This is a genomic window from Bacteroides sp. GM023 (assembly GCF_014750685.1).
Lineage (GTDB): Bacteria > Bacteroidota > Bacteroidia > Bacteroidales > Bacteroidaceae > Bacteroides.
On the sequence record NZ_JAAXGE010000002.1, the window covers coordinates 277958 to 301947 of the forward strand.

Genomic DNA, 23990 nt, shown 5'->3' on the forward strand with positions numbered 1-23990 from the left:
TATTTGTTATTAGCTCATATGTTTGTTTGGTTGCAAAGTTAAGCACATAATGACATTAATTATATACACAATAATTACTACAAATACCCAATATTCGGAGAATTATCACCAAATATTGGAGACAAAAACCAATTCAGAGGAAATATGACCATATGGCTCATGAAATAATATCTTTTTTTATACTTAAGTTCTCCATGTTTTCGCATTTTTCTCATCGCTAGATAATAAGTACAAAATAACATTTGCTATATCCACCAAATTTGCTACATTTGTCCAATAAAAGATTGCTTCCCAATAATAAGGTACATGGAAACAGATTTAAAAAAAATAGTAGGACAACGATTACAATCACTCCGTTTGAATAAGAAACTCACTCAAGAGCAGATGGGCGAAAAGTTGAATTTATCAACCAGTGCTTATTGTAAGATTGAGTATGGAGAAACAGATCTTACGCTGACGCGGCTGAACAAAATAGCAGAAGTGCTAAATATGTCTGCATTGGAACTATTTAATAAAATAGAGGGAAATGTGTATTTCACTAATTCCGGTACGATGGGAATTGGAATAACAAAAGACTATAGTAACGGACACAATGTCAATAATGAAGCAGCAGATGATCTCCGTGAACTCATTAAAGCAAACAGTCGTCTCATTGATATGTTGTATAAACGCATAGAATTTTTGGAAAACAAATTACTGATAACTGAATCATAAGTTTTAAACGGGAAAAAGCGGTATAATAAGCCACAAAACATCACATTTTCTTTGTCCCTTTGATATAATAGGAGACAACGTCATTTTAAGCATATTATTAAAATAGATATTCAATAAGGCGTACAGTGACCTGTACGCCTTATTTCTGTCAAATAAAACGCACCCATTCAATGTCATGATAATTCAACGCATTAAGAATCAAATAAAGAGAATTTGAAATCTCTACATTTCAGCATATGGAAAAATACTTATCTTTTTTCAATAAACTACTTTTTAGTTTCTAATAAACTTTTGAGGGGTTTATTAAAAACGGTATCAACGTTTATTAAAAACGCTAATTTGGGTTTTAGGGAGGTTTGCATTGAATTTATGCAACAAAAAAGGCTGCAAACCTCATAAAAGGTTGCAGCCTCAAGCTCTTCATCGGGTCGTCTATACCCTAATCCTCATAAGGATCTCCTAGATGTTTTGTTATAATCTTATACTGTTTCATCGTCAGGAAGCGATGATTATACGGCATATAACCGGTCGGTACAAGTTCTTTGACCAACGGGTTACAGTCCTTAATCCATCGGCTTAGACAACGCACTGCATTTTTACTGGTCGCACATCCCGGGAAGTACAACGCAGCTAATACAGCAAAAGATAAGATTCGTCTCATTTCGTTTTTAAAGTTTTAATTTGTATTTTCATTGTTTCGTCCTACAAATATACAACATCAAAAAGCGTTTGTCAAGTCTTTCAGAAGTTTGCCGTGAATATTAAGGAACGGCATTATTTATCGTTCTATTAATCAACACATTACCCTCAAGCCCTCAGTTTATAATATTTTACATCGAAAAAATCAAGTACCCATTTTACTTCTTGGCAGTAAGAACATCTTCATGAATAGAGGTTCCCGATAAACGAATCCGATAGGGCCACTGTTCTTCTTTCCCCTTTTCCTCTTCCAGTTGCCGCCATTGCTTGAAATAATCATTATGCTCTGACGGAGTAGCAGCAACTACCACCCACAAGAATTGCGTATCTTCAGGTACCTCAAAATAAACTTTCTTATTTTTCCCATTCTTTGCAATATTCATTGCTCCATATATCCGCTCTCCATTCTGTTTCACAGCCAGAAAACCATATCGCCAGTTTGCCTGTCCTACTCTTGCCGACTGAAACCTTTTATCTCCTACAAGGCCATCAAAGTTCAATGAGATCTTTCTGCCGCCATCCGGAATATTCAGACGAATAGCATTATAACCATAGTTTTGTGGACAACGAGTTGGGGATATTTCATACCAGTCACCTTTCACTTTATTCATTTTACAATGATGCTGGTTAGCATATTTACTACAGTACTTTTTTATACGCGGTAAATCCCAGGTCACAAAGCGAGTAGCCGCATCATAAACTTCATCATTAAATTGTTGTTGATTAATACCTGTCAAGCGTTGATAGGCTAAAACTGGATCTTCTTTCTCCACTGCCCCACACCATACCTTACCTACAATATCAATCCCATGCTTATTTGACCAATATTCCATTAATTGCGGAGCATGATACATATTTGTTTCATGGAACGCGGCATAATGTGTTTTCTCCATGAAAGATTTCAAATGGTAATTCTCGATAGTCACCCAATCCGGATAAACCTGCCACAACATCCATTGAGAAGTATACTCCACCAATGGGCATCCTGAAAATCCACGCATCCCATCAGCACTCACCATATACTGGAAAGAATGCCCCATCTCATGCGCCAAAGCACAGTAAGGATATTCTTTCGCTCTACATGGACGCATCCACATCATGCCTACACCTTCAGCCCCCCAGCCATATACAGTAGACTCATCGTCATTATACATCCAAATAATCATCTTGTATTTATCAGTATACGAATGTCCTTTCCTGACAAATTTCAACTTATCTACATAATAACAATAGAAACGTTCTGCTTCTTTCAGTATCTTTTCGGGAAAAAAACGTTTGTCAGAATCCGCATACTGTGTCGGATCAGATCCAAATGACTTATCCCAGAACAACACCAAATTCTCCGTCTCAGCCTTATATTTATGACTAAAATTTCCATCAGGCTTATCAAATCCCTTACTTTCTACCTCTTTACGAGGAACCAAAATTTCTTTTGTCGCTACATTACCTGCTGATATTTGTAAACAGATAACTATCCATAAAAACAATAAAAATATGCGTTCAATATTCATGATATTAAGATTTTAAAATAATTTCTCTAACCAGGAAGACACCGCAAAAGTATGTGAACCGCTCTAAAAGTAGTATGTTATCCGTACTGAATACTATTCTATTTGTCCACATCTATTTAAACATCCATATTTATACTCGAACAAAAACGAAAAACAAAACATTGCGTACAAATAGCACAATAGTAGATCTAATTCCGCCATACATTTACAGAAAAAAAAGTATGAAATCACATTATTTATTTATGACCGGCTTGCTGGCACAAGTTCCCATCGTTTCAGCTATGGCAGAGGAACTCCCAAACATCGTTTTCGTTTTAGTGGACGACATGGGGATAGGAGATATCAATTGCTATTATAATCAGCCCAAAATTCAAACGCCACATATAGATGAATTGGCGTCAAACAGCCTGCAATTCATGCAGCATTATAGTGGGTCAACTGTAAGCGCTCCTTCACGTTGCTGCCTGTTGACAGGTAAACACACAGGAAACGCTTATGTACGAGGAAATAAGGGTATCAGAAGCGAAGAAGGAATTTTCGACTTGCACCTTCCTGCTGAAGAAATGACAGTGGCTGAAGTCTTAAAACAAAAAGGGTATGCAACCATGTGCGTAGGGAAATGGGGGCTGGGTGGTCCAAAAACGAGTGGAAGCCCTATAAAAAAAGGATTCGATTATTTTTTCGGTTATTTAGGATAAGGAGATGCACATCGGTACTATCCCCAATACTTATATGAAAATGAAACAAAAGTGATGCTGGAGGGGCGAGTTTATAGCCACTGGATGATAATGGAAAAAGGACTGGACTTTATTCGTTCGCAAAAAAAAGGACAACCCTATTTTGCTTATTTCTCCATTACTCCGGTCCATGCCGATTTGGATTATCCCGATATGAGCCAATATCTCGGAAAGTTTCCCGAGAAGCCATATATCAACAAAAACGGAAAAGGTGGATTCAAAACACAGATGTCTCCTAAGGCAGCACATGCCTCAATGGTGGCAGAAATAGACAACAGTGTCGAAAGAATCATTTCTCTGCTCAAAGAAAGAGAAGAATGGGAGAATACTATTTTCATCTTTTCATCAGACAACGGAGCGCACATGGTCGGCGGGCACAATCCGAAGTTTTTCGACAGCAATGGTCCATTCCGTGGATATAAGCGTGATTTGTACGAAGGCGGAGTCCGCACTCCTTTTATCATATCCTGGCCTAAATACATAAAAGAGCACCGCAAGACACCGCACATTTCCGCCTTTTGGGACTTTCTACCTACAATATGCGATATTATAGATGTGGAAGTACCCGAAGGAGTGAACGGTATTTCTTATCTGCCTACTCTTTTAGGCAAAAACAACAGGCAATCAAAGCACGAATATATTTACTTCGAATTTTATGAGGGTAACGGTAAACAGTCTATCATGAAAGACGGCTGGAAGCTCGTCCGTTTAAATACCTCTAAACCGGAGATAACGATCGAAGAATTATATTATTTGCCTGACGATATAGGAGAAGAAGAAAATCTGATAAAAGCCAATAATAACAAAGTGAAAGAATTAAAAAAACTAATGGGTAAAGCACACACCAAAAGTGATATTTTTAATTGGTAAATGACTTTGCCCATCAGTTTTAATCTGATGTATATTTTAAGTTTGTTTATTTCTATTACGATTAAGAGATATTATTCTCATCTACACTAGAATTTGAAATTATCAATTTTCACATACACCCTATATTCCTTGATTTGTCCGGGTACCCCTCTTTCTGCACGGGGCAGGCATTTAAACCCAGTGACAGTCTGCTTTTCTCCCAAGTCAATGATTATCTGATGAGGAAAATCAGGCTTCTCTACCGTTCGCCAAAAAGTGGACTCTTGCAAGTCGAAAACTTTATCGGCTGTAAAGTTACCTTTGTCCGTTTCTTCACTATCGGCATACACGACACTCCATGCATCACGCGACACAGGTAATCCGTCAGCTCCCAACACATCCAATTCGGCAATAGCCGCCACAGTCTTTTCATCGAAGGAAGATAATCCTTCTAAACAAAAATAGCGCCCCTCTACCGGAAATGGGAATTTAATTTCCTGCCACCCGTTACCTTGGGTAAACCGGCCATGCATCACAACCTTTTCTCCGGTAAGATTCAGGTTCTGCCCCTCTTTACGGTGTGTTTCGGGAGTGTTTTTCCGCAGCATATCCAGTATCGGTTTTTCCAATCCACGAACAGATGCCTCTCGAGGTCCTTTTAAGTCCAACACAATAATTTCATTCTTCCCTTTTCGTAACCAACATCCGGGCATATACAATGTTTGTTGAGGTCCTATCTCCCAAAAACGACCGATAGCGTGCCCATTTACCCATACCATACCTTTACCCCATGTAGACATATCAAAGAAAGTATCCCCCACTTTATCCAGATTGAACGTTGCCTTATAATATGCAGGCATCGTCTGTACCTCGCTCTTCCGGTATTTCATACTGCAAACAAATGAATAGTCTACCGGGAAACTATAAACCTCCCAATTAGATAAGGCGGTAGGAATGCCATTCTCTATAATCTCAACCTTCTCTGTAATACCCTTTCGGTCATGGATAGACCAGCCGAAGTTCACACGTCCCATCGCTTCTACCAATATATCCAGTCGTGTACCTTCTTTCAGAGGGGGAAGTTTGGTCGTAAATTCGCGATGTCGGCGATCTAAACGTGCCAGCAGCTTACCGTCAGCAAAAACCAGTGCCCAGTCATGCACTTCTGTTATCTTTATTACTCCACCTTTAATGGATGCAGGAAGCGTAGTACGATAAAGAATACTCCCCCAGCCCTGGTCAAACTGTTCCATTGGCTGAATATCTGCCGATTGTCTGGATTTAGGTAAATTAGTGAACAAGGGTGCTGCTTGTGTGAAATGTATCTCCGGTACCTCTATCACCGGATAGCTTTCGGGGATTGCAGGTAACGATTCTCCCGGTTTCAAGTAATTCGAAAGCAAGGTTCTCAACTGATGGAATTTATCAGTAACCCAGCCCGCTTCACTAATAGGGGCATCATAATCATAAGAACTACACATGGCAGAATAAGCCGGATTATTTGCTCCTCCCCAATGCCCGAATGTAGTTCCTCCATGCGCCATGTAAAGACTGAAGGAGATATCTCGGTCAAGCATATCTTTAATGCCTTGTACCATTGTTTTAGCAGCACGTGTCTCATGCTTGCGCCCCCAATGATCGAACCAGCCACTCCAAAACTCACTACACATCAACGGTGAATCAGGACGTTCTTTCTTTAGTTCCTTAAACTGATTGTCAATGTTGGCCCCCGTGCCAAAATTCAATGTCCAAAGCAGATCATCAAGGCCATTTTTCTTGAAGGTCGAGTTCCAGTCACATTGAAACAAAGGTACGTCGGTAAATCCTGCATTGCGTACCATATCCCGGATAGTGGAAACATATGTTTTATCTGTCGCATATGCTCCATACTCATTTTCAACCTGCACCATAATCACATTGCCACCACGATTTATCTGCAAACCGGCAAGCTGCTTGCCCACCGCATTCATAAATTTACCCACACGTTCTATAAAATAGGGATCCATCGTGCGCACTTTCACATCTTTCTTTTTCAATAGCCACCAAGGTAAACCGCCCATCTCCCATTCCGCACAAACATAAGGACCGGGACGGACTATGACATACATACCATGTTTCTGCGCCAAACGGCAGAATTTGACAATATCCTTATTTCCGGAAAAGTCAAACTGGTCGAGACGTTGTTCATGTAGATTCCAAAAAATATAGATGCAAATGGTATTCATACCCAATGCCTTGCACATCTGGATACGATGTTCCCAATAGGGTTCTGGAATACGGGGATAATGAATTTCTGCCGCCTTGATAACAACAGGCTCGTTGTTTACCAAAAATGAACCGTTGCCAATAGAAAATGTTTGTTTTTCCTGTGCTGTCGCCTTCATTACACACACACAGATGAGAACCAACATAACAACTAAATACTTCATTGTTTTTAAGAATAATGCCATAGACAATTTATTTTGATTTATTTTCACCAAGAGTTATTGTTGTAGACTTTGTAAGTTATCACATTCTGACTATCAGAAAAGGCTGCCTAAAATAAACTTTAAGGCAGCCTAATCCTGATTACTATTGATTAATTACATCTATTATTTTCCATAGAGTTTAAGTTCCGAAATCGCAACTGCAGGCCAACCGGAATTACCTGTCGGTTTTACAGTCTGATCATATACACCAGTTTGTTCCGCCCAAGTTTTACCTTTATATGACTTTAAGACAGCGAAACGTAAAGCAACTATTTTTTTTCCATTTAGTTCGATATATTGCTGCTCCATCTCGCTATACTTGTATATAGTCTGATTAGTAGCTGTTCCAATAGCATTATCCTCTTCTGACGTTGGCGTTCTTAACTTATTTCCTATCATCATTTCTTCCGTTAATGGCATCCAATCAACCCCACCTTCTTCTTTACCATAAATCCTGATTACGTGTGGTTTCAAATCGCTCCATTTTACTTGCATGAAGAAATCAAGTTTTTTAGACAAGGTGAAACCTGCATTTTTGATATTAATATCTATATATTGCCCATATATCGGGTCATTATAAGGTTCATCTATAGAATTACCAGAGGTACCGTTTTTACCGGTATGAGTTTGCCATACCCAACTAGGGCTGCCATCAAATATACGGAATGGCAGATAATTATTACTTCCTCCCAAATCGGAGCCGCTAGCAGTCACTATATCATCATTAGGAGCATTCAACAGAATATTTAAATATGGCAATATATCCTTATATTCTAAATGTATATAGCATATTTTATCACTCACCTCAAATGGAAGTGGTGCGCCTGTGATATTCTTCAGCACGATTGGTAATAAATAGTCACCCTCTTGCAGATTATTATCAGAGTTCAACTCCACACTCAAACTTTTAGAAAAGTCATTGGCAGTAAATGCAACAGATGATGGCAACTCATAATTTGCTTCAGGCAACAACTGATATGTTATCCCGGTAGCAGAGTTATCATTATTGTATTTATTAACCAACTCTTCCAGTTCAGCCCGATTAGTATTCAGATTCACAGTAAAAGTCCATTCATTGAAGTAATCGAACAAGATACTTGTCTCAAATTTCACAGGGTCATCACCAACTCCCATTGTTATTTTATGTACCCCCATATGCTCGAGCGAAACTGTAGGAGTAATGACATTAGGATGTAGTAATAACGAATTTTTGTATTCATAGACACTATGACCGTCACTTTCAAGACGGACAGGCAATATGTACGACTGGGTCAAATCCAGATTTCCTATATTACTTTTTAGCACAAATTTCACAGGCACTGCTTCTTGACCTGGTTCAAATGATATTTTAGCCGGCATAGTATAACAATCGGCAGGAAGCAACTTAAAATTCGAACCATAACCAGCATTATATGCAGCCAATTCTTCTTCCGTAAATACAACCAACGAAGCATCACCAGTTACGGAAGGAGTAGTTCCTCCTTTAGACACATATGTCTCAAAAGTAACATCCTGCCCGATATTATAGAACTCAATGTCTACTACTCCGCTCGTTTTCATGTGAAGTACAGACGCATATTGCTCCTGATCGTACGCAACGTCATCAGTACAGGCGGTATTACACGCAAGCGCTGTAGTCAATAATGAAATTAAAACTATCTTTTTCATGTTTTTTAATGCTTAAATCTATAAGTATTTTTGTTCTTAATATCCCGGAGCCTGAACCAGGTTCAAGTTCTTAGAGCTTTCTTCGAAACCGTAAGTAGCCAAATACATACGATCATTCCAGGTGAAAGGCTGATTTATTACCATCGGTGTATTGAAAGTTTCGAAAGACGGATTTTTCACCATGCCATTCAAGCCACGACGTTTGCCAGCTCCCAAATACTCAGGTCCTTTTGCCCAACGGTGTACATCATGCAAACGGTGTCCTTCACCCCACAGTTCACAAAAACGTTCGTTACGCACCCATTCCATAATATCATAGCCGGATTCTGTAATCATTTGCTTTGTAGCTTCGGGGATTCCGGTACGTTTGCGTACAGGATTCAAATATTTAATAGCATTATCTTCATCATTAAGCGCCGCATAACATTCAGCCACATTCAGGTAAAGTTCTGCCATACGGATAAGCGGGCGCGGTCCTTTCTTCCAACTTTGGCTTCCGGATGTTGTACGCACATGTCCCGGACTAATGAATTTCTGATTAAAATAACCTGTAACACAATTATTACGATTAAAATTATCCGGATCATATCCTTGTGCAGCGCTATTTTTTATATCTACGATCAACGGCTTATTATTGGCATACTGCGTTGACCAATCACCACCGTCGAAAGTCATCCATGCATAAAAACGCGGTTCACGCCCTACATTCATTTTTATTATATCAGGACGCTGAGCATCTACGTTTGCTCTTTCAAAGAGTCTGTAGTCTGTAGGCTCCTTTAAACGTGTTCCGTCCGCCATATAGAATCGTTCAATGGAATTCAAAGTCGGATTTACACCTGCATAGCCATTTATCCAGTTTCCATTATTCTGCTTAAGTACACGATTTGGCATAGAAGCAGTAAGAAAAGAGTCATTATCTAAGTTTACTCCCCAGATAAATTCGGTATTGCCATCATTCGCACGTGCTGTTACCAAATAGCGAAGCATTAGTATTTTTTCCTTAAACTCATCGGTAATACCATCACCCGGAACATATACCTTATCTAAGGTAATATTATCACTCTTATACCGTTTCATCACCGTTTCATCCACTTCACCGTTGGATGTAAGGCCATACAGGCAATATCCGGTTTGCTGAGCATACTCCAGTACCTCTCTGCAAGCTTCAAGTGCACGATGCCATTTTCCTTCATCATAACTTTTGCTCACTAATTCCTTTCCGTAGTTCTTACCTTTATATTCAGTTTCCACCTTGTTTGTCCAGGTCGGATAAGGGAATTCTCCATTCCATAAAGGAGAAGCAGCGTAAAGCAGCACTCTGGCTTTCAAGGCCATAGCGGCAACATGCGTTGCACGGCCTGTTTCATTTGTATTACGTTTGTCTTCCAGAGGATGTCCTGCCAATACCTTTTCATCTATGGTATCAACAATCCAGTCAACGGCTGCGTCATAATGCCAACGTCCTCCATATTCCTCTTGGGTAGTCTCAATTCCTGCTATTTTATCAATAATCGGTGAAGGACCATAGAAACGAAGAAGCTCCGAATGATAATAGGCCAGCATAAAATATGCCTCTGCTTCCCATGCAATCCGCTCCATTTCTGTAATACCACGTGCTTTGGGCAATTCCTGCAGGAACAGTAAGGTCTGTCCAATATATTTACAATTAGTAGTCCAACGTTCGTCTGCCGGCTGGTTCTGATTACTTTGGTCGTACGCAATTTTTTGGTCTCCTCCCTGCCATAAGGGTGGATTTACATATTCATCCGCAGCACCCTCACTGGCATTATATCGTATTGGATTAACAATGCCTGCATAACAGGAAGAAAGAAAACCCAAAGTTGCATCCGCATCTTTAGTCGCATCATACAAAGTCGCTTGTTCTGGGGGGACAATGTCCAAAAAGTTACAGGAAGTCATAACTGCCCCACATGAGAGGAACAGTGCACTACTAAATATTTTTATATTATCAAATAATTTCATAACTGTCAGTTGTTAGAAGGTTAATTGTAGCCCGATATTAAATGTACGCTGTAATGGATAAGAATTCCAACTCAATTCAGGATCCCATTCTTTGAAAGGACTGAATACTGCAAGATTGTCACCAGTAAGATATACACGTCCGTATTTAAATGAATAACCTAATTCCAATTGTTTGAGACGAAGGTAATTACCATTGCGCAACCAATAAGTACTGTTTACCGTGTTATTAGCGCGGTCTCCATCCAATATTGCCAGGCGAGGATACTTGGCATTCGGATTAGGATTGGCTTCACTCCAATAGTCGTCCGCAATGAATTCAAATATATTATATTCGGTCTGCCCAAATGGATGAATACCGCTTAACATAATCTTGCGCATACCTGCTCCATTGAAAAACACGCCAAAATCGAATTTCTTCCAGGTGAGGTTCAAACCAAAACCATACTGAATGCGAGGAATACTACTATAGTCTGAAATCACACCATAGTCATTTTTGTCAATTACACCGTCTCCATTCAAATCACGATACTTAATATCACCAACCTTAGGTGTACTACCTAAATCCTGTTTAGCATGTCCGGCTATTTCTTCTTCACTCTGGAATAAACCTTCGGCCAAATAACCTTCTGTGACCGTACTAATTCTTCCGGTCATCAGTTTCCACTCATAGGGATAGCTCGGTTCATCTTTGAATACATATTCGTGAGCGGCATAAGAGAAGGTTCCACGTAAATCTACTCGCCAGTCTTTATTGATCTGATATGCATAACTTGTGCTGAGTTCATATCCCCAACTATCCATTTTTCCTTGATTGAACCATGGCACTGCATCACCATACCCCAATGCTTTCGGCCATGCGGAACGTTGCATCAAAATACGGTCGCGCTTTTCATAATAATAGTCGAAAGTAAGATTCCAATTCCGGAACAAAGTCAGGTCAAGTCCCACGTCAAACTTTTTGGCACGTTCCCAACAAGGATTAATTACTGCATATTGCGTAACTTGAGGACCTTTTGGGGAACCAATCCAGTCATCACCAAAGTTGAATCCAATCTCACCTAATTTCACTGCATCCAGATAAAGAAAATCAGCCGGATAGCCGTGAGTATTATCACTACCTACCAAACCGAAGGTAGTTCTTAACTTCATGTTATCAATTACGCTAGTAAGTGGCTTGAAGAATTTTTCATTGCTGATTACCCAACCTAAAGATACAGCAGGAAAGAATTCAAAACGACCTCCATCCGGCAATACTTCACTACCATTATAACCAAAATTAAATTCAGCCAGATAGCGATGGTCATAATCATAGGTAAAACGTCCGGAAAAGCCTTGATTGCGATGAGGAAGTACATCCGAACGATATTCACGTTGCATATACTGTAACATTCCAGTCACATTGTGATTGCCAAAACGACGTTTGTAGTCTAGTTGGAACTGTAGCAAAAGAGTATTATCACCATTCTTGCTAATTCCAGACTGGGAAATATATTCAGTACCTGAAGTACCCAATGGCTTCACTTCCATAGACGGATTTGAAGGATCGTATGTACCATTGACCAATTCGTAATAATAAGGTTGGATAGAACGGTTGTAAGAACTCGTTGAATAACTCTTAAAGTTGACGAGACCGTTTACCGACAATCCTTTAGTAACAAAGGATAAATCCTGGTCAATACGTACTGATGTATTCAATGTATTCATATTCTGCTCCTTAAACGAAGTCACCATATCGGCATACGGGTTAGTGTAAAGAGTGTTACCACTTAAAGTAGCATTACCGAACTTAACGTGTTTGTCTCCTTCTTCTGCCGGATAGTAAGCGGGAAAATTGATTGGGTTGACCGTCAGAGTCTTTTTAAACAGGTCGGAAGTTGAATAATTAGGTCCTTTATACTTACGAATTTGTGCATTCATATTTAAACGCACTTTCGTAGTCGGAGTTAATTTCACCTGAATATTGTTCTGAAAGTTATAAGCCAGATTGTTGATGTTATTGTCCCATGAATAGATTTTGGGGGAATCAAGCAAACCCGTATCATGATTTACGTTCAAGCTTAAATAATAGGTAACCTTTGAACCACCACCCTGTACGTTGATATTAGCACGTTGGCTCATGGCCATATCTTTGAAAATCAAATCACCCCAATCTACATCCGGGTAATAGTAAGGATTAACATGATTCCGTGTATTCTGTATGGTAGTGTCATCATAACGTGCCACAGCCGAACGGTCGCGTGTCAACTGCGCTTCATTATACATCTCCATCCAGGTAGCACCATTCACAAACTTCGGAAAATTTGTCGGAGTATGAAACGCATTCTCTAATGTTACATTAATCTTTGTTTTAGAATTCTCCATTCCCGACTTTGTTGTCACAATCATAACACCGTTAGCACCACGTGCGCCATAGATTGCAGTGGCTGAAGCGTCTTTCAGAATTGTAAACGATTCAATCGTTTCAGCAGGAATATTATTCAGGTCACCTGATGATATTTCGACATCATCCAACAGAATAAGCGGAGTGGCGCGTCCACCAAATGTAGAAATACCACGAACATAAAATGTAGAAGCTGATCCCGGTTCACCACTATTAGTATTGACAAATACACCCGCCAGACGTCCTGCCAGGGAATTAGTTAGTGATGAACTCGGAGATTTCAGTTCCACACCTTTAATTGTAGAAATAGCCCCCGTGACACTGATCTTCTTTTGTGTACCAGAACCTACTACTACTACTTCGTCCAAAAGTTCATTATCAGAATGAAGTTTGATGTTAAGAACGCCTAAATCTTCAACCGGAACTTCACGTGTCTTATATCCTACATAAGAGACCACAAGTACGCTTCTACTATTTACCACAGAAACAGAATAAACTCCATCGAGATTTGAGATGACACCTGTAGTAGTATTTTTCAATCGGACGGTGGCGCCCACAATAGGAGTACCGTCTACCGCATCCGTGATTACCCCCGTAACAACTCTTTTCTTTTGCTGTTGAACCGATGTCACTTTACCGGCCTCACTTGTACCGCTTTCCGCCATAGCCACTTGATAGCTGAAAGCCGGGATAGTCAAAGCCAAGAACATTGCGCAGGCAATTTTACTGGAATGTTTCATTTCATTGATTTTTTTAATTAGACTTATTATTGAGTTAACTTTAGTTTTTAACTGTCCAAAGGTCCATATAATGAAAGGAAACGACTTTGTTTTGCGTACAGAAATGTTTGTTATTCGTACAAAAGAACAAAAAGAATACAAAAAAGTAATATCAGCACAGTTTTCCCTGTCTTCTAGTAAACATCAGCTATTCATGCATTGTTTTTTGTAATCGGATGGGGAAATACCGTATTTCTGCCTGAAAGTTTTAGAGAAATGAGAGTTGTTAATAAATCCAACCGTAAACATCACTTCATTGATATTCATATCAGAATGTTTCAGCAGATATATGGCCTTTTCTAAACGGGCATTACGTATGTGGTCAGCTAAAGGCTGCTCGCCCAGTTCCTTTAGTTTTGCATATAATTTAGTTCTTCCCAAACCCAGTTTACTACAAATAAAATCTATCGAGAAATCCGGATTACCCATATTCTCCTCAATTAGTTGTTTCAATCGGGTTTCAAAAGAGTTACCATCTCCTGTAATTTCCTTCTTTTCTATTGAAGGCTCTTGTTCTTGCTTCAACCATTTTTCCCTTTGGGCTAACAATCTTTTAATATTGACTTCCAGAAGTCTGATAGAAAATGGTTTGGGTATATATAAATCAGCACCCGACTCATAGCCCTTAATCTGACTATCATCTCCCCCTTTTGCAGTTAATAATATAATAGGTATATAGGCTATGGAAAGGTTCTCACGTATCTTTCTGCACATCTCTATACCATCCATCTCAGGCATCATAACATCACTAATTATAATATCAGGATAAAGCGTTTCGCACATTTCCAGTCCCATCTTTCCATTATCAGCTATCTCGATATGATAGTGAGATGACAGCCGTTCACTCAAGACATTTTGTAATTCCTTATTATCTTCGACAATGAGTACGGTGGGATAGTCCTCCACTGAAGTATGTTCTATCATCGTCTGTCCTTCTGTAGCTACATCTTCCGAAGGAATATATTCAAGGTATTGGCTGTTGATGAACTCTCTAGTATCAAAGAGCGAAAGATTGGCAACCGGAGCACCAGCCTCTTTCACAATAGGTAGAGCTACAATAAACTCTGTTCCGACAGAGCGTTCACTACTTACTATGATAGAACCTTTATGTAACAGCACCATATTCTTAGCAATGGCCAGACCAATGCCAGAACCTAAATGAGTAAGATTAACGTCTTTCACCTGAAAAAAGCGTTCATAGATATACCGTATAGATTCAGGAGAAATACCCACGCCATTGTCTCGAATAGTAAAAATACATACAGGCTGTTCTAAGCTAACTTCTCCCTCTTGATGTGCGACAGGATACAAAGGAATAATGTCTTGCATCATACCGGTTCTCAATGAAAGTTTGATTGTTCCCCCTTTCGGAGTATATTTGACAGCATTAGAAATCAGATTGATTATTAATTTACCTATTTTATCCCGGTCAAAGTCCATTTCTATATCTTCTTCTGGCGATTCATATTCAATAACAATATTCTTCTTTTCACCCCAAAGACTCAACTCTGTATATAACTGATTCACCAACTCGGACATATTTTGAAAAGATAGGGATAACTGGTTGATTCCCAGATCTGCTTTTCTTATATCTACCAATTCTGTTATCAGCGACAACATCCTCCTGCAATTGACGAGTATAGTTTTACATTCCTTAGACAAATCCAATTCTGCCATGCGCTCTGCCGCCAACATTATCAGTGTAAGAGGGGTTTTCAATTCATGGGAGATATTCATAAAGAAACGCATTTTTGACTGATACTTCTCTTCATCATTTATACGCTTAAGTTCCTGAATATGATTCTCACGTTTCAGTCGTTGTTCCTTATTATATTGATAAATGATAACTGTAGTAATCAACACAGCAATGATGAAATATAACAGTTTGGCCCATACGGTCCACCACCAGGGTGGAAATACAGAAAGCCGAAATGTACGTTCCTGCAACAGCCAACTATATCCATGATCGGTAGAAACCTGAAGTTCAAATCGATAATCACCATAAGGCAAATTGGAATAAAAAGCCTTATTCGTGGAGTGAGGAACTATCTGCCAATCTTTATCATAGCCTATCATTCGGTAGCGATACATAATCCGATCTGAGAAATTATAGCCTAATGCTGAAAAAGATATGATGAAATTATTCTGTTTATAGGTTAATTTTATATGTTCCGTTTTATTTAGCACAACCGGCAGTATGACATCTCCATCATATTCTTCCTGTGGAATAACGGCCTTGTTATTAACATATAAATCACAGAAATTAAGCTTCACAGGATAAGAGTTACTAACAAAATCCCTGGGACAGAAGAAATTCAACCCATCAATTCCTCCCATATATATAGTCCCATTCGCTGATTTATACCCTGCACCGATTTTAACCGAGTTGCTTTGTAAACCATCTACCGATTCATAAACTGAAACCTTTTTCGTTTCCGGCATGAAACATGCAATGCCATTCCCTCCTACCCACACATTTTGCTCATGATCTAAATAAACGATCTCACAGTCATTACTTGTCAATCCATCATTCTTGGTATAAACAACAGCAGAATAATCATTATCCTTCTCCGAATGGATTGTAACTTTGTTTAATCCTCCTCCGATTGTCCCTATCCAATAAACAGAATCATTCTGTTGGTCCATACTAGCAAGGTAATCAGAAGACATGGAATTCGCAGAGTTAATATTTGCACGATAAGTGGATATGTTTCTAACCTCTCCTTGGGCATTCAGCCATATCTTATTTAGTCCATTAGTCGTACAAAGCAAAACGGCATTCTCTTCCACGTGCAAATCTAGTACAAGGGATGAAGTAAGGGAGGGCTTCGTATGAATATCCAACTGGTAAGCAACAGTAGCATGATAAGTATGCGGTTCTTTAACACAATAAACTCCCCGTCCCCAAGAGGCAATCCAAAGTCTTCCCAAACGGTCTTCTACTACTTTGGGAACGCTTATAATATCAGATATTATTGTCGAAGCGCTTCCAATCAGCCAATAATTCTTTCCTGTATTTATCTCATATACAATTAGTCCCTGCGCCAAACCAATATATAATCTTTGTCGATCAGAACTCAAAGTCAATGTTTGCAACCCATCAGCAGCTCCTTTTGTTACTGACAATGGTATACGTTCCACGAGCTCTTTCTGAATGTCATAACGCAGCAGGCTTCCTCCCTCCATAATCATCCATAATGCCACACTATCCTGAGCAACGACTGCATTTACGTCATTTCGTGAGAAACCCACGTCTAATAACTTCTGCTTCGATATGGAATGAAAGGGAGAAAGAGTTAAAGAACGATAATACAACCCCTTGTTCATTGTAGGTACCCATAAGTTATTATAAGTATCAATAAACAATGACGTTATTCTGCTTTGGGAAAAGTTTATATTCTTATTATTTGCCAGATAAATATGAATGGAGGCATCTTCTGTAAAAGGAGAAGTCACTTTAAACAAACCTCCGAAATAGGTACACCAAAGAGTGCCTTCCCGATCGACTACAAAACTACCGGATGTATAATCAGGAATCACAGCATCAACTTTATGAAAATCTATAAAGGAAATATGATGAATATCTAAACCAGAAATAGTAAATGGTATTTTATAACACCCTTGAGCAGAACGGAGATATAGACATTCGTCTGTCGCAAAAAGAGATCTGGAAGCTACCTGGTGGCCTATGATATCAGATAAGCTATATATTTTTTTTACATTTATCTTATCATCACTACTACCTATTTCAAACAATTTATTGCCTGAAACGACCCATCCTTGTCCACGATGTAGTACAGGTTTGGAATAGACTTTCGGAGCATCGGAACTATTTTCCCAATCTTGTATATACAAAGTATTGGTTGATTCTTCTATCCGAACAACACAGAAGGCATTTTGTGCCAATATCCACAGACGCTGATTAGCATTATCTACCGTCAACCGCAAAATACGTTCATGAAAAACGCTGTGATCATTGCCTATTATTGTATAAGAAATATATTGATGAGTATTCAAGTCCAAACAAGTCAGCCCGCTATCCGAACCAATCCACAAACGGTTTGTGCCACATTCTATTGCATTCACACGGTTATGAGACTCGTATATTTTCTGTCCTAAAGGATAATAATCAATAGTATGAAGTTCATAGCCATCATAACTCTGCAAACCGGAATTGGTACCTATCCAAATCAATCCGGTACTATCTTGAGCAACGCAGTTAGCATCCGTATGCGCTAACCCGTCATTAATTGTCAAATTTCTGAATATGTCATTAGCATAAGCCGGTGTAATACACAACAGTATACTACTTAATAAAAAAAGGAAGAAAAGCTGCGTAGTTCTTAGCATAGGAATTATGGTCATAAACAATCTATTATAAGTAAGCTGCCACAAAAATAGAAAACTTATAGAAATATCCTTCAAAATATAACAAAAAAGAACAAGAAGAACAAATAGAATAGCATTACGAACAGAGAACACAATCTGATAAAGTCAAAAACCATAGCTTTGCAACAGAATCTAAAGTGGATTAACAAGAAAATATTAATAATTGAAAAACTAACAATCATGAAAACATTAAAGTTTAATTGGTGGGGAGTACTTCTGACAATAACCTGCTTATTTTTTACCGGATGTTCTTCGAAAGACGAAGAAGATAAGAACGGAAATAACAGTAATACTCCATTTACCGTAAGTCTCAACGATAAAAGCGTTACAGGGACAGACCGGTTATTAGTTCCTTTTAAAGGAGCTACATATGAATTGAATATTAAAGCGCCGGCAGATGTTACATGGACAGTGACCGTAAACGAAGTTACACCAACCAATTATTTAAAAGTAGAGCCCATAGGTGGAGGACAAGGGGATGCAATCATTCAGGTAATAGCGGCTCCTAATGAGATCAAAGAAGAAGGACATATAGGTACAGTTACCATCACTAATAACAGTGACAACTCAATAATAAAATTAATCTTTGATCAGAAAGAAAAAGAACTATTTTTACCTGAAGGATTCCCTAATGAAACCTTGTATGACCTTCAGCATTTGGTAGAAGGACCCAATGTCGCCATATTCTATGATAAAGCATGGGGAAGTAATCCTGAAGCTGATCCCACATATCCATTTGATCGGGTGAAAGCCGTAGAACGGGCCGAAGATATATACGCCTGGATTATTGATAAAGGCGGCTTTTGCAATTGGACCACCTCTAATGCAGCCAAATATAAAATGCTGATTTTTATTGAGCGCTCCGGTGCGGGTGGAGCAGTAGGCTATGGCAAGCCCAATGTCGGCATAACAGAGCTGAAATGGTCTGGTATTATGAAAGTCAATAAATATGGTGTAGCAGGCACTTTGCAACATGAAATGACACACTGTTTCCAATACATCACACATTATGATAATCGTGAAACTGTGTATGGATGGTCAGGTCCTATCTATGAAATGACCTCACAATGGTCATTGCTCTGCAGATTCCCGGATTGGCCAGACCTGGAATACAATCACTTTACCGCTTTTATGAAAAATACCCATCGGGCATTTATGCATGAAGAAAATCAATACCATTCTCCATATGTACTTGCTTTCTGGGAATATAAGTATCCGATGATGGTAAGTAAACTTTGGCAAGGCAATAAGCCTGAGGATAATCAAGATCCTGTACAGACTTATAAACGTATGAATAACCTCACACAAGAGCAATTTAACGATGAGATGTTTGAGGGTGTATGTCGTTTTGTTACCTGGGATATTCCTGCACTCAAAGAGGCAAATGTACACCATATCGACAAGCATCAATACAAACTAGTGGAAGTTTCATCTACAAAATTCAAAGCAGATCCAACCACCTGCCCGCAAAACTACGGTTATAATTGCATTAAATTAAAAGCCCCCACTGCCGGTTCAACTGTAACTATTGATTTCAAAGGAAATCTTAATCTTCCTGGATATAAGATTAAAAACGGTCCATTCAGAGGATGGCGTTACGGTTTCGTAGCTTTAAAAGAGAATGGTGAACGAATTTACGGGGAAATAAATAAAGATGAAAGTAAACGAATCACATTCACAGTACCCGAAGGTGGCATTAAATATCTTTGGTTTGTAGTAATGGGTGCCCCGACTGAACATTGGAAACATAAACAATCAAGCGAAACAGTAGATAATGAAAATAATTGGCCTTATGAATTCTCTCTTAATGGAACAACATTAGATACTCCCAAATCTCTATAACAAGTGTTCCTGAATCACGTAAAAAGATTGTTCTAAAAAGGAAAACCAGAGCTCTCCGATTATCGGAGAGCTCTTTCTATTCAGCACAACCGGATACTTAAAACGACTTTACTATGAACCCTTATACAAGATATAAAGAAAGCTGCAAGAAATATAGACTCACTCTATCTTTCTTGCAGTCATTTCAATAACTAATTAACCCTTTTTATTCTATTGTAGCAAAAGGTTTATTCAATCTTTGCTTGTATTTCCGCTCCAACAGGAACCTTCACTTCAACATAAGATATTTTATTTCCCATAAGATCAGTACGTACTTGTGTATTTCTCTGTTCGCCATCAATAGTAATTTTTGCAATCTCTCCCATATAAGCAGCTTGCCAGATCAACTCACCGGGAGTATTATTTACAAATTTGGTAGCTTTATTTCCGTCATGACGTACTGTAATGTAACCTTGTAACATCGGTATATTTTCAGCCTGCAAATAGGCATTTGCATCAGGATTCAACATTTTGGGCAAAGTTATTACCTTTTTTTGCGATGCACTGGGAACAATCCCCATTGTACCACTGATAATTCCCTCAATCATGCCATAAGATACTTCCGGATAGCTCGAACGATTCATTGTTGAGATATTCTTCAAGATTTCATAGGCATCTTCAATATAATTATAACGATACCATAACAATGGAAAATGAGATATATTCTCTATATTCCAACTAGTGCGTTCCATCATCTTGGTAATAGTACCGCGAATCCGTTCGGTTTGCTGTGCCGCATTGAACCAAAGCATATATGTCAGTCCTTCACCATCTGCAAATGTTCCATTATCTCTTCTAAATGTATGGTATGCGTTAATATCGCTATTCCACCATTCCTCTTCCAATAATCGACGATAAGCCTCTGCTTGTGCCTGGTATTCCCCACCATCACCTTTTCCTAGCACTGTACGCATTTTGGCATAAGCATCAAAACCACCATAAATCGTGGCTATCAGGTCCGAGCTGGATGCCATACCACCAAAGGTCTCCACATAAGATGGAATACCACGTTTGGAAAGATTACTATGCATCACTCCCTTACGGGACATTATATTATCAGGTCTTAACTGCCAATGTTCTACATAAGTATTGATTGACAAATCGAAAAATTCAGCTAACTTCCTGTTCTTTAAATAACGTTCGTCACCAGTCCATTCATAAAGCCTCCAACAAGCGAAAATAATATCAAAATTAGCATTCAGATTATACCAAAAATTATCATCACTCACATAATCAGCCTTACATGGCCTGTTGTCCTTATCTATTTCCCAATGTGTACACCAGTCTTTTGCTTCACTGATGTTCTCAGCAAATTTCTCCATAATATTGAAATTATGCTTAGAAAGCCCCAGAATTTCAGCAGCAATACTTTGATGAGATGCATCACGCATACAAAAAGCATTACGCCCGGGAAGAGCGGCTTCATACCAGTATCCCACAGGGTCATTGCCATCGTGTGCATACGAAAGTGCCGTTCTCTTTCCCCAATAGAACGTACTTTCCAGTTTCTTGTCGGAAGAGTTAAAAAGCAGGTTTCTGGAAGAAGCCGGTCCTTCATCTCCATTATCCGGTTTTTCGCCTGATTCACCTCCACTATCAGAACATCCCCAACAACCGCAACACATTGCAGACAGCAGCATCCACAAACATATACATTTAATGTCATTTAATATTTTTACACAAAGCATTTTTTTGTTTTTCATATCCTCATTTATTATTCAAGTTTTACACATACTATTGCACTTCTTGTAATTCAAGGGCCAGACTGGAATATTCACTTTTCAGTAATTCTTTTAACGCAATGCCTTCCTCCATCAACATTTTCCCGCTTATTATTTTCCCTTGTAATAAACAGGGTTTATTCTCATTGACAGCGGTCAAGTCAATCAAACGATACTGTTTCTCAGGCTCCAGTCCATTCATCCGTACATTAGGAATCACCATATTTATAAAGTGAGACAGTTTATAGGCAAAGAAAACAGCCCTGTCTTTTTGGGATGATACATACATCAGAGACGAAACTCCTTTATGCTCATAAGGAGATACTAATCGATACAAATCACCCAACTGTATCACAGGACGGATTTTTTTATAAGCACTAATTGCCCGCTTTGCAAAAGCTTTATCCGCATCATTCATATCTTTAGGTTGAATTTCCATTCCCAAGCGACCGGACATGGATACATCAAAACGAAATTTCAACGGAAGTTTTCGACCAGTCTGATGATTTTTATCTGCGCTTACATGGGAAGCCATCGCAATAGCAGGATAAAAACAAGATGCACCCCACTGAAGATATATACGTTGCAAGGCATCTGTATCGTCACTTGTCCAAAATTCATTAAAATAAGGAAGCATTCCGTAATTTACACGCCCACCGCCACCAGCACATGCCTGTAAAACCAAATCAGGATACTTGGTACGAATGCGTTTTAAGACTTTATTTAGCCCTCTATGATATTCAATATAAAGATGAGACTGCTTTTCTTTCGGAAGATAAGATGAACCATAGTCCATCAGACTACTATTGTCATCCCATTTCATATAAGCAATTTCTGGATAGTCGGTCATTAACTTATCTACTACTCCAAATACAAAATCCTGTACTTCAGGATTGGTCAGATCTAATATGACTTGTGTATTACCACGTCCTGTAGAAAGCGGGCGGTTCTTAATACGCATAATCCAATCAGGGTGTTTCTCGAACAGCTCACTCTTCGTATTCGCCATTTCCGGTTCAATCCAAAGTCCGAACTTTATATTATATTTTTTAGCAGATCTCAATAGCCCTTCAATACCTTCTGGTAATTTCTCCCTGCAAACTTCCCAATCGCCCAAGCTACTATTGGCGCCATTACGCGGATACTTATCACCAAACCAACCATCGTCCATCACAAATAACTCTCCACCCATAGCGGAAAAGTCTTTCATCATCTCATCCATTCCTTGTTGGTTCACTTTGAAATAAACCCCTTCCCAACTGTTCAACAGAATATCATTGGGGATAGTTCCTTGCCATACTTTATATTGCCGCGCCCAATGATGAAAAGCACGACTCACTCCACCCTTTCCGGTGGTACTATAAGTCATAGCAAACTCGGGAGTGGTAAATACCTCTTTTGCTTCCAGAATATAATGTGAATTCTCCTCATTTATGCCAGCTACAATATTGAACTTTGTATTATGAACATCCATCTTAATTAAATAATTACCAGTCCATGCCAAAGTCCCACCTAATACGTGTCCACGTTCCTCTTGTGGTTTACCGTCCATTGTTAGCATGAATGACGGATTATCAGTCTCTGTATTAGCCAGACCATCTTTATTAGAAATCACCTTTTGTCCATTGGTCAACCTTTCTTCTTCCATTGTCTGCTCCGCTCCCCAATGTCCATGGAAGTGCGTCATATAATTATCTCCGCGGTGAATTGGAAAAAATGCCGATGCGAAACGATATAATGTAACAGCCTTTTTAGTGTTATTTTCCACTTCTACCCAAGTGGATATAATATCTGTCCCTCTATATGCCTTAAATATCTGCTTCACTACAAAAGGATAAATCTTATCTTCCAACCGGATTTCAGTGATTTCAGCCTCATCCACACTATATTGTTTAACCTGTTCTACCACTAAGTCTAAAGACATATTTCCATCTGCCTGAGTTACAGCCATTGCCCTTTCACCCGGAGTATTCAACCCGAAGACCGGGTAACTTTCTACACCAAATGCCAAGCCGCTGTCATAGATACTTTGTATCTCTTTCTCTGATATATGGCTTCCATAATATTGAAACTTTGACTTCTCTCCGGGAGTGGCCGTCACCAATAAAGAAGTATTTGGAGTAGATATAAGATAATCTTTAGCAAACGAGCTTATGCATAAAGCTCCCAATACCAAAAATAAACAGATTCTTTTTCTCATATTATTTT

Annotated in this window: 11 protein-coding genes and 1 pseudogene; 3 read left to right on the plus strand and 9 right to left on the minus strand. The window is 38.9% G+C overall.

The annotated features are described in order from the left end of the window. Positions 1 to 306 precede the first annotated feature (306 nt). Positions 307 to 714 (plus strand): helix-turn-helix domain-containing protein, encoded by a 408-nt coding sequence (locus HC965_RS03860; RefSeq protein ID WP_191030214.1) that lies wholly within the window; start codon positions 307 to 309, stop codon positions 712 to 714. Positions 715 to 1153: 439 nt separating this feature from the next. On the opposite strand, the gene HC965_RS03865 is transcribed toward HC965_RS03860, so the two are convergent. Further along, positions 1154 to 1375: a DUF4248 domain-containing protein gene (locus HC965_RS03865; RefSeq protein ID WP_191030215.1), complete on the minus strand. Its 222-nt coding sequence runs from the start codon at positions 1373 to 1375 to the stop codon at positions 1154 to 1156. Positions 1376 to 1571: 196 nt separating this feature from the next. After that, on the minus strand, positions 1572 to 2924 hold the full coding sequence (locus HC965_RS03870; protein WP_223854693.1) for a DUF6055 domain-containing protein: 1353 nt from the start codon (positions 2922 to 2924) through the stop codon (positions 1572 to 1574). 221 nt (positions 2925 to 3145) lie between these two features. Here HC965_RS03870 and HC965_RS03875 point away from each other — a divergent pair. Beyond that, a pseudogene (locus HC965_RS03875) lies at positions 3146 to 4531 on the plus strand (arylsulfatase). An 86-nt stretch (positions 4532 to 4617) separates the two neighbouring features. On the opposite strand, the gene HC965_RS03880 reads toward HC965_RS03875, so the two are convergent. The 5 genes from HC965_RS03880 to HC965_RS03900 all read right to left on the minus strand — a co-directional run bounded on the left by HC965_RS03880 (position 4618) and on the right by HC965_RS03900 (position 18156). Next, positions 4618 to 6939: a beta-galactosidase gene (locus tag HC965_RS03880; RefSeq protein ID WP_191030216.1), complete on the minus strand. Its 2322-nt coding sequence runs from the start codon at positions 6937 to 6939 to the stop codon at positions 4618 to 4620. A 162-nt stretch (positions 6940 to 7101) separates the two neighbouring features. Beyond that, complete coding sequence (locus HC965_RS03885; RefSeq protein ID WP_191030217.1) at positions 7102 to 8646, minus strand: DUF1735 domain-containing protein; 1545 nt, start codon at positions 8644 to 8646, stop codon at positions 7102 to 7104. Positions 8647 to 8682: 36 nt separating this feature from the next. Continuing rightward, positions 8683 to 10632 (minus strand): RagB/SusD family nutrient uptake outer membrane protein, encoded by a 1950-nt coding sequence (locus HC965_RS03890; RefSeq protein WP_191030218.1) that lies wholly within the window; start codon positions 10630 to 10632, stop codon positions 8683 to 8685. A 12-nt stretch (positions 10633 to 10644) separates the two neighbouring features. Beyond that, positions 10645 to 13752 (minus strand): TonB-dependent receptor, encoded by a 3108-nt coding sequence (locus tag HC965_RS03895; RefSeq protein ID WP_191030219.1) that lies wholly within the window; start codon positions 13750 to 13752, stop codon positions 10645 to 10647. Between the two features lie 183 nt (positions 13753 to 13935). Further along, on the minus strand, positions 13936 to 18156 hold the full coding sequence (locus HC965_RS03900; RefSeq protein ID WP_191030220.1) for a hybrid sensor histidine kinase/response regulator transcription factor: 4221 nt from the start codon (positions 18154 to 18156) through the stop codon (positions 13936 to 13938). Between the two features lie 204 nt (positions 18157 to 18360). On the opposite strand from HC965_RS03900, the gene HC965_RS03905 reads away from it, so the two are divergent. Further along, complete coding sequence (locus HC965_RS03905; RefSeq protein ID WP_191030221.1) at positions 18361 to 20022, plus strand: DUF6055 domain-containing protein; 1662 nt, start codon at positions 18361 to 18363, stop codon at positions 20020 to 20022. A gap of 227 nt (positions 20023 to 20249) precedes the next feature. On the opposite strand, the gene HC965_RS03910 is transcribed toward HC965_RS03905, so the two are convergent. After that, positions 20250 to 21764: a hypothetical protein gene (locus HC965_RS03910; RefSeq protein WP_191030222.1), complete on the minus strand. Its 1515-nt coding sequence runs from the start codon at positions 21762 to 21764 to the stop codon at positions 20250 to 20252. A gap of 31 nt (positions 21765 to 21795) precedes the next feature. Beyond that, positions 21796 to 23982, minus strand: a complete 2187-nt coding sequence (locus HC965_RS03915; RefSeq protein ID WP_191030223.1) for an alpha-galactosidase — start codon at positions 23980 to 23982, stop codon at positions 21796 to 21798. Positions 23983 to 23990: the final 8 nt, after the last annotated feature.

Bases quoted from the DNA above. Each gene is read 5' to 3' on its own strand.
- HC965_RS03860 (WP_191030214.1), top strand. From the start codon at position 307: ATGGAAACAGATTTAAAAAAAATAGTAGGACAACGATTACAATCACTC.
- HC965_RS03865 (WP_191030215.1), bottom strand. From the start codon at position 1,375: ATGAGACGAATCTTATCTTTTGCTGTATTAGCTGCGTTGTACTTCCCG.
- HC965_RS03870 (WP_223854693.1), bottom strand. From the start codon at position 2,924: ATGAATATTGAACGCATATTTTTATTGTTTTTATGGATAGTTATCTGT.
- HC965_RS03880 (WP_191030216.1), bottom strand. From the start codon at position 6,939: ATGAAGTATTTAGTTGTTATGTTGGTTCTCATCTGTGTGTGTGTAATG.
- HC965_RS03885 (WP_191030217.1), bottom strand. From the start codon at position 8,646: ATGAAAAAGATAGTTTTAATTTCATTATTGACTACAGCGCTTGCGTGT.
- HC965_RS03890 (WP_191030218.1), bottom strand. From the start codon at position 10,632: ATGAAATTATTTGATAATATAAAAATATTTAGTAGTGCACTGTTCCTC.
- HC965_RS03895 (WP_191030219.1), bottom strand. From the start codon at position 13,752: ATGAAACATTCCAGTAAAATTGCCTGCGCAATGTTCTTGGCTTTGACT.
- HC965_RS03900 (WP_191030220.1), bottom strand. From the start codon at position 18,156: ATGACCATAATTCCTATGCTAAGAACTACGCAGCTTTTCTTCCTTTTT.
- HC965_RS03905 (WP_191030221.1), top strand. From the start codon at position 18,361: ATGAAAACATTAAAGTTTAATTGGTGGGGAGTACTTCTGACAATAACC.
- HC965_RS03910 (WP_191030222.1), bottom strand. From the start codon at position 21,764: ATGAAAAACAAAAAAATGCTTTGTGTAAAAATATTAAATGACATTAAA.
- HC965_RS03915 (WP_191030223.1), bottom strand. From the start codon at position 23,982: ATGAGAAAAAGAATCTGTTTATTTTTGGTATTGGGAGCTTTATGCATA.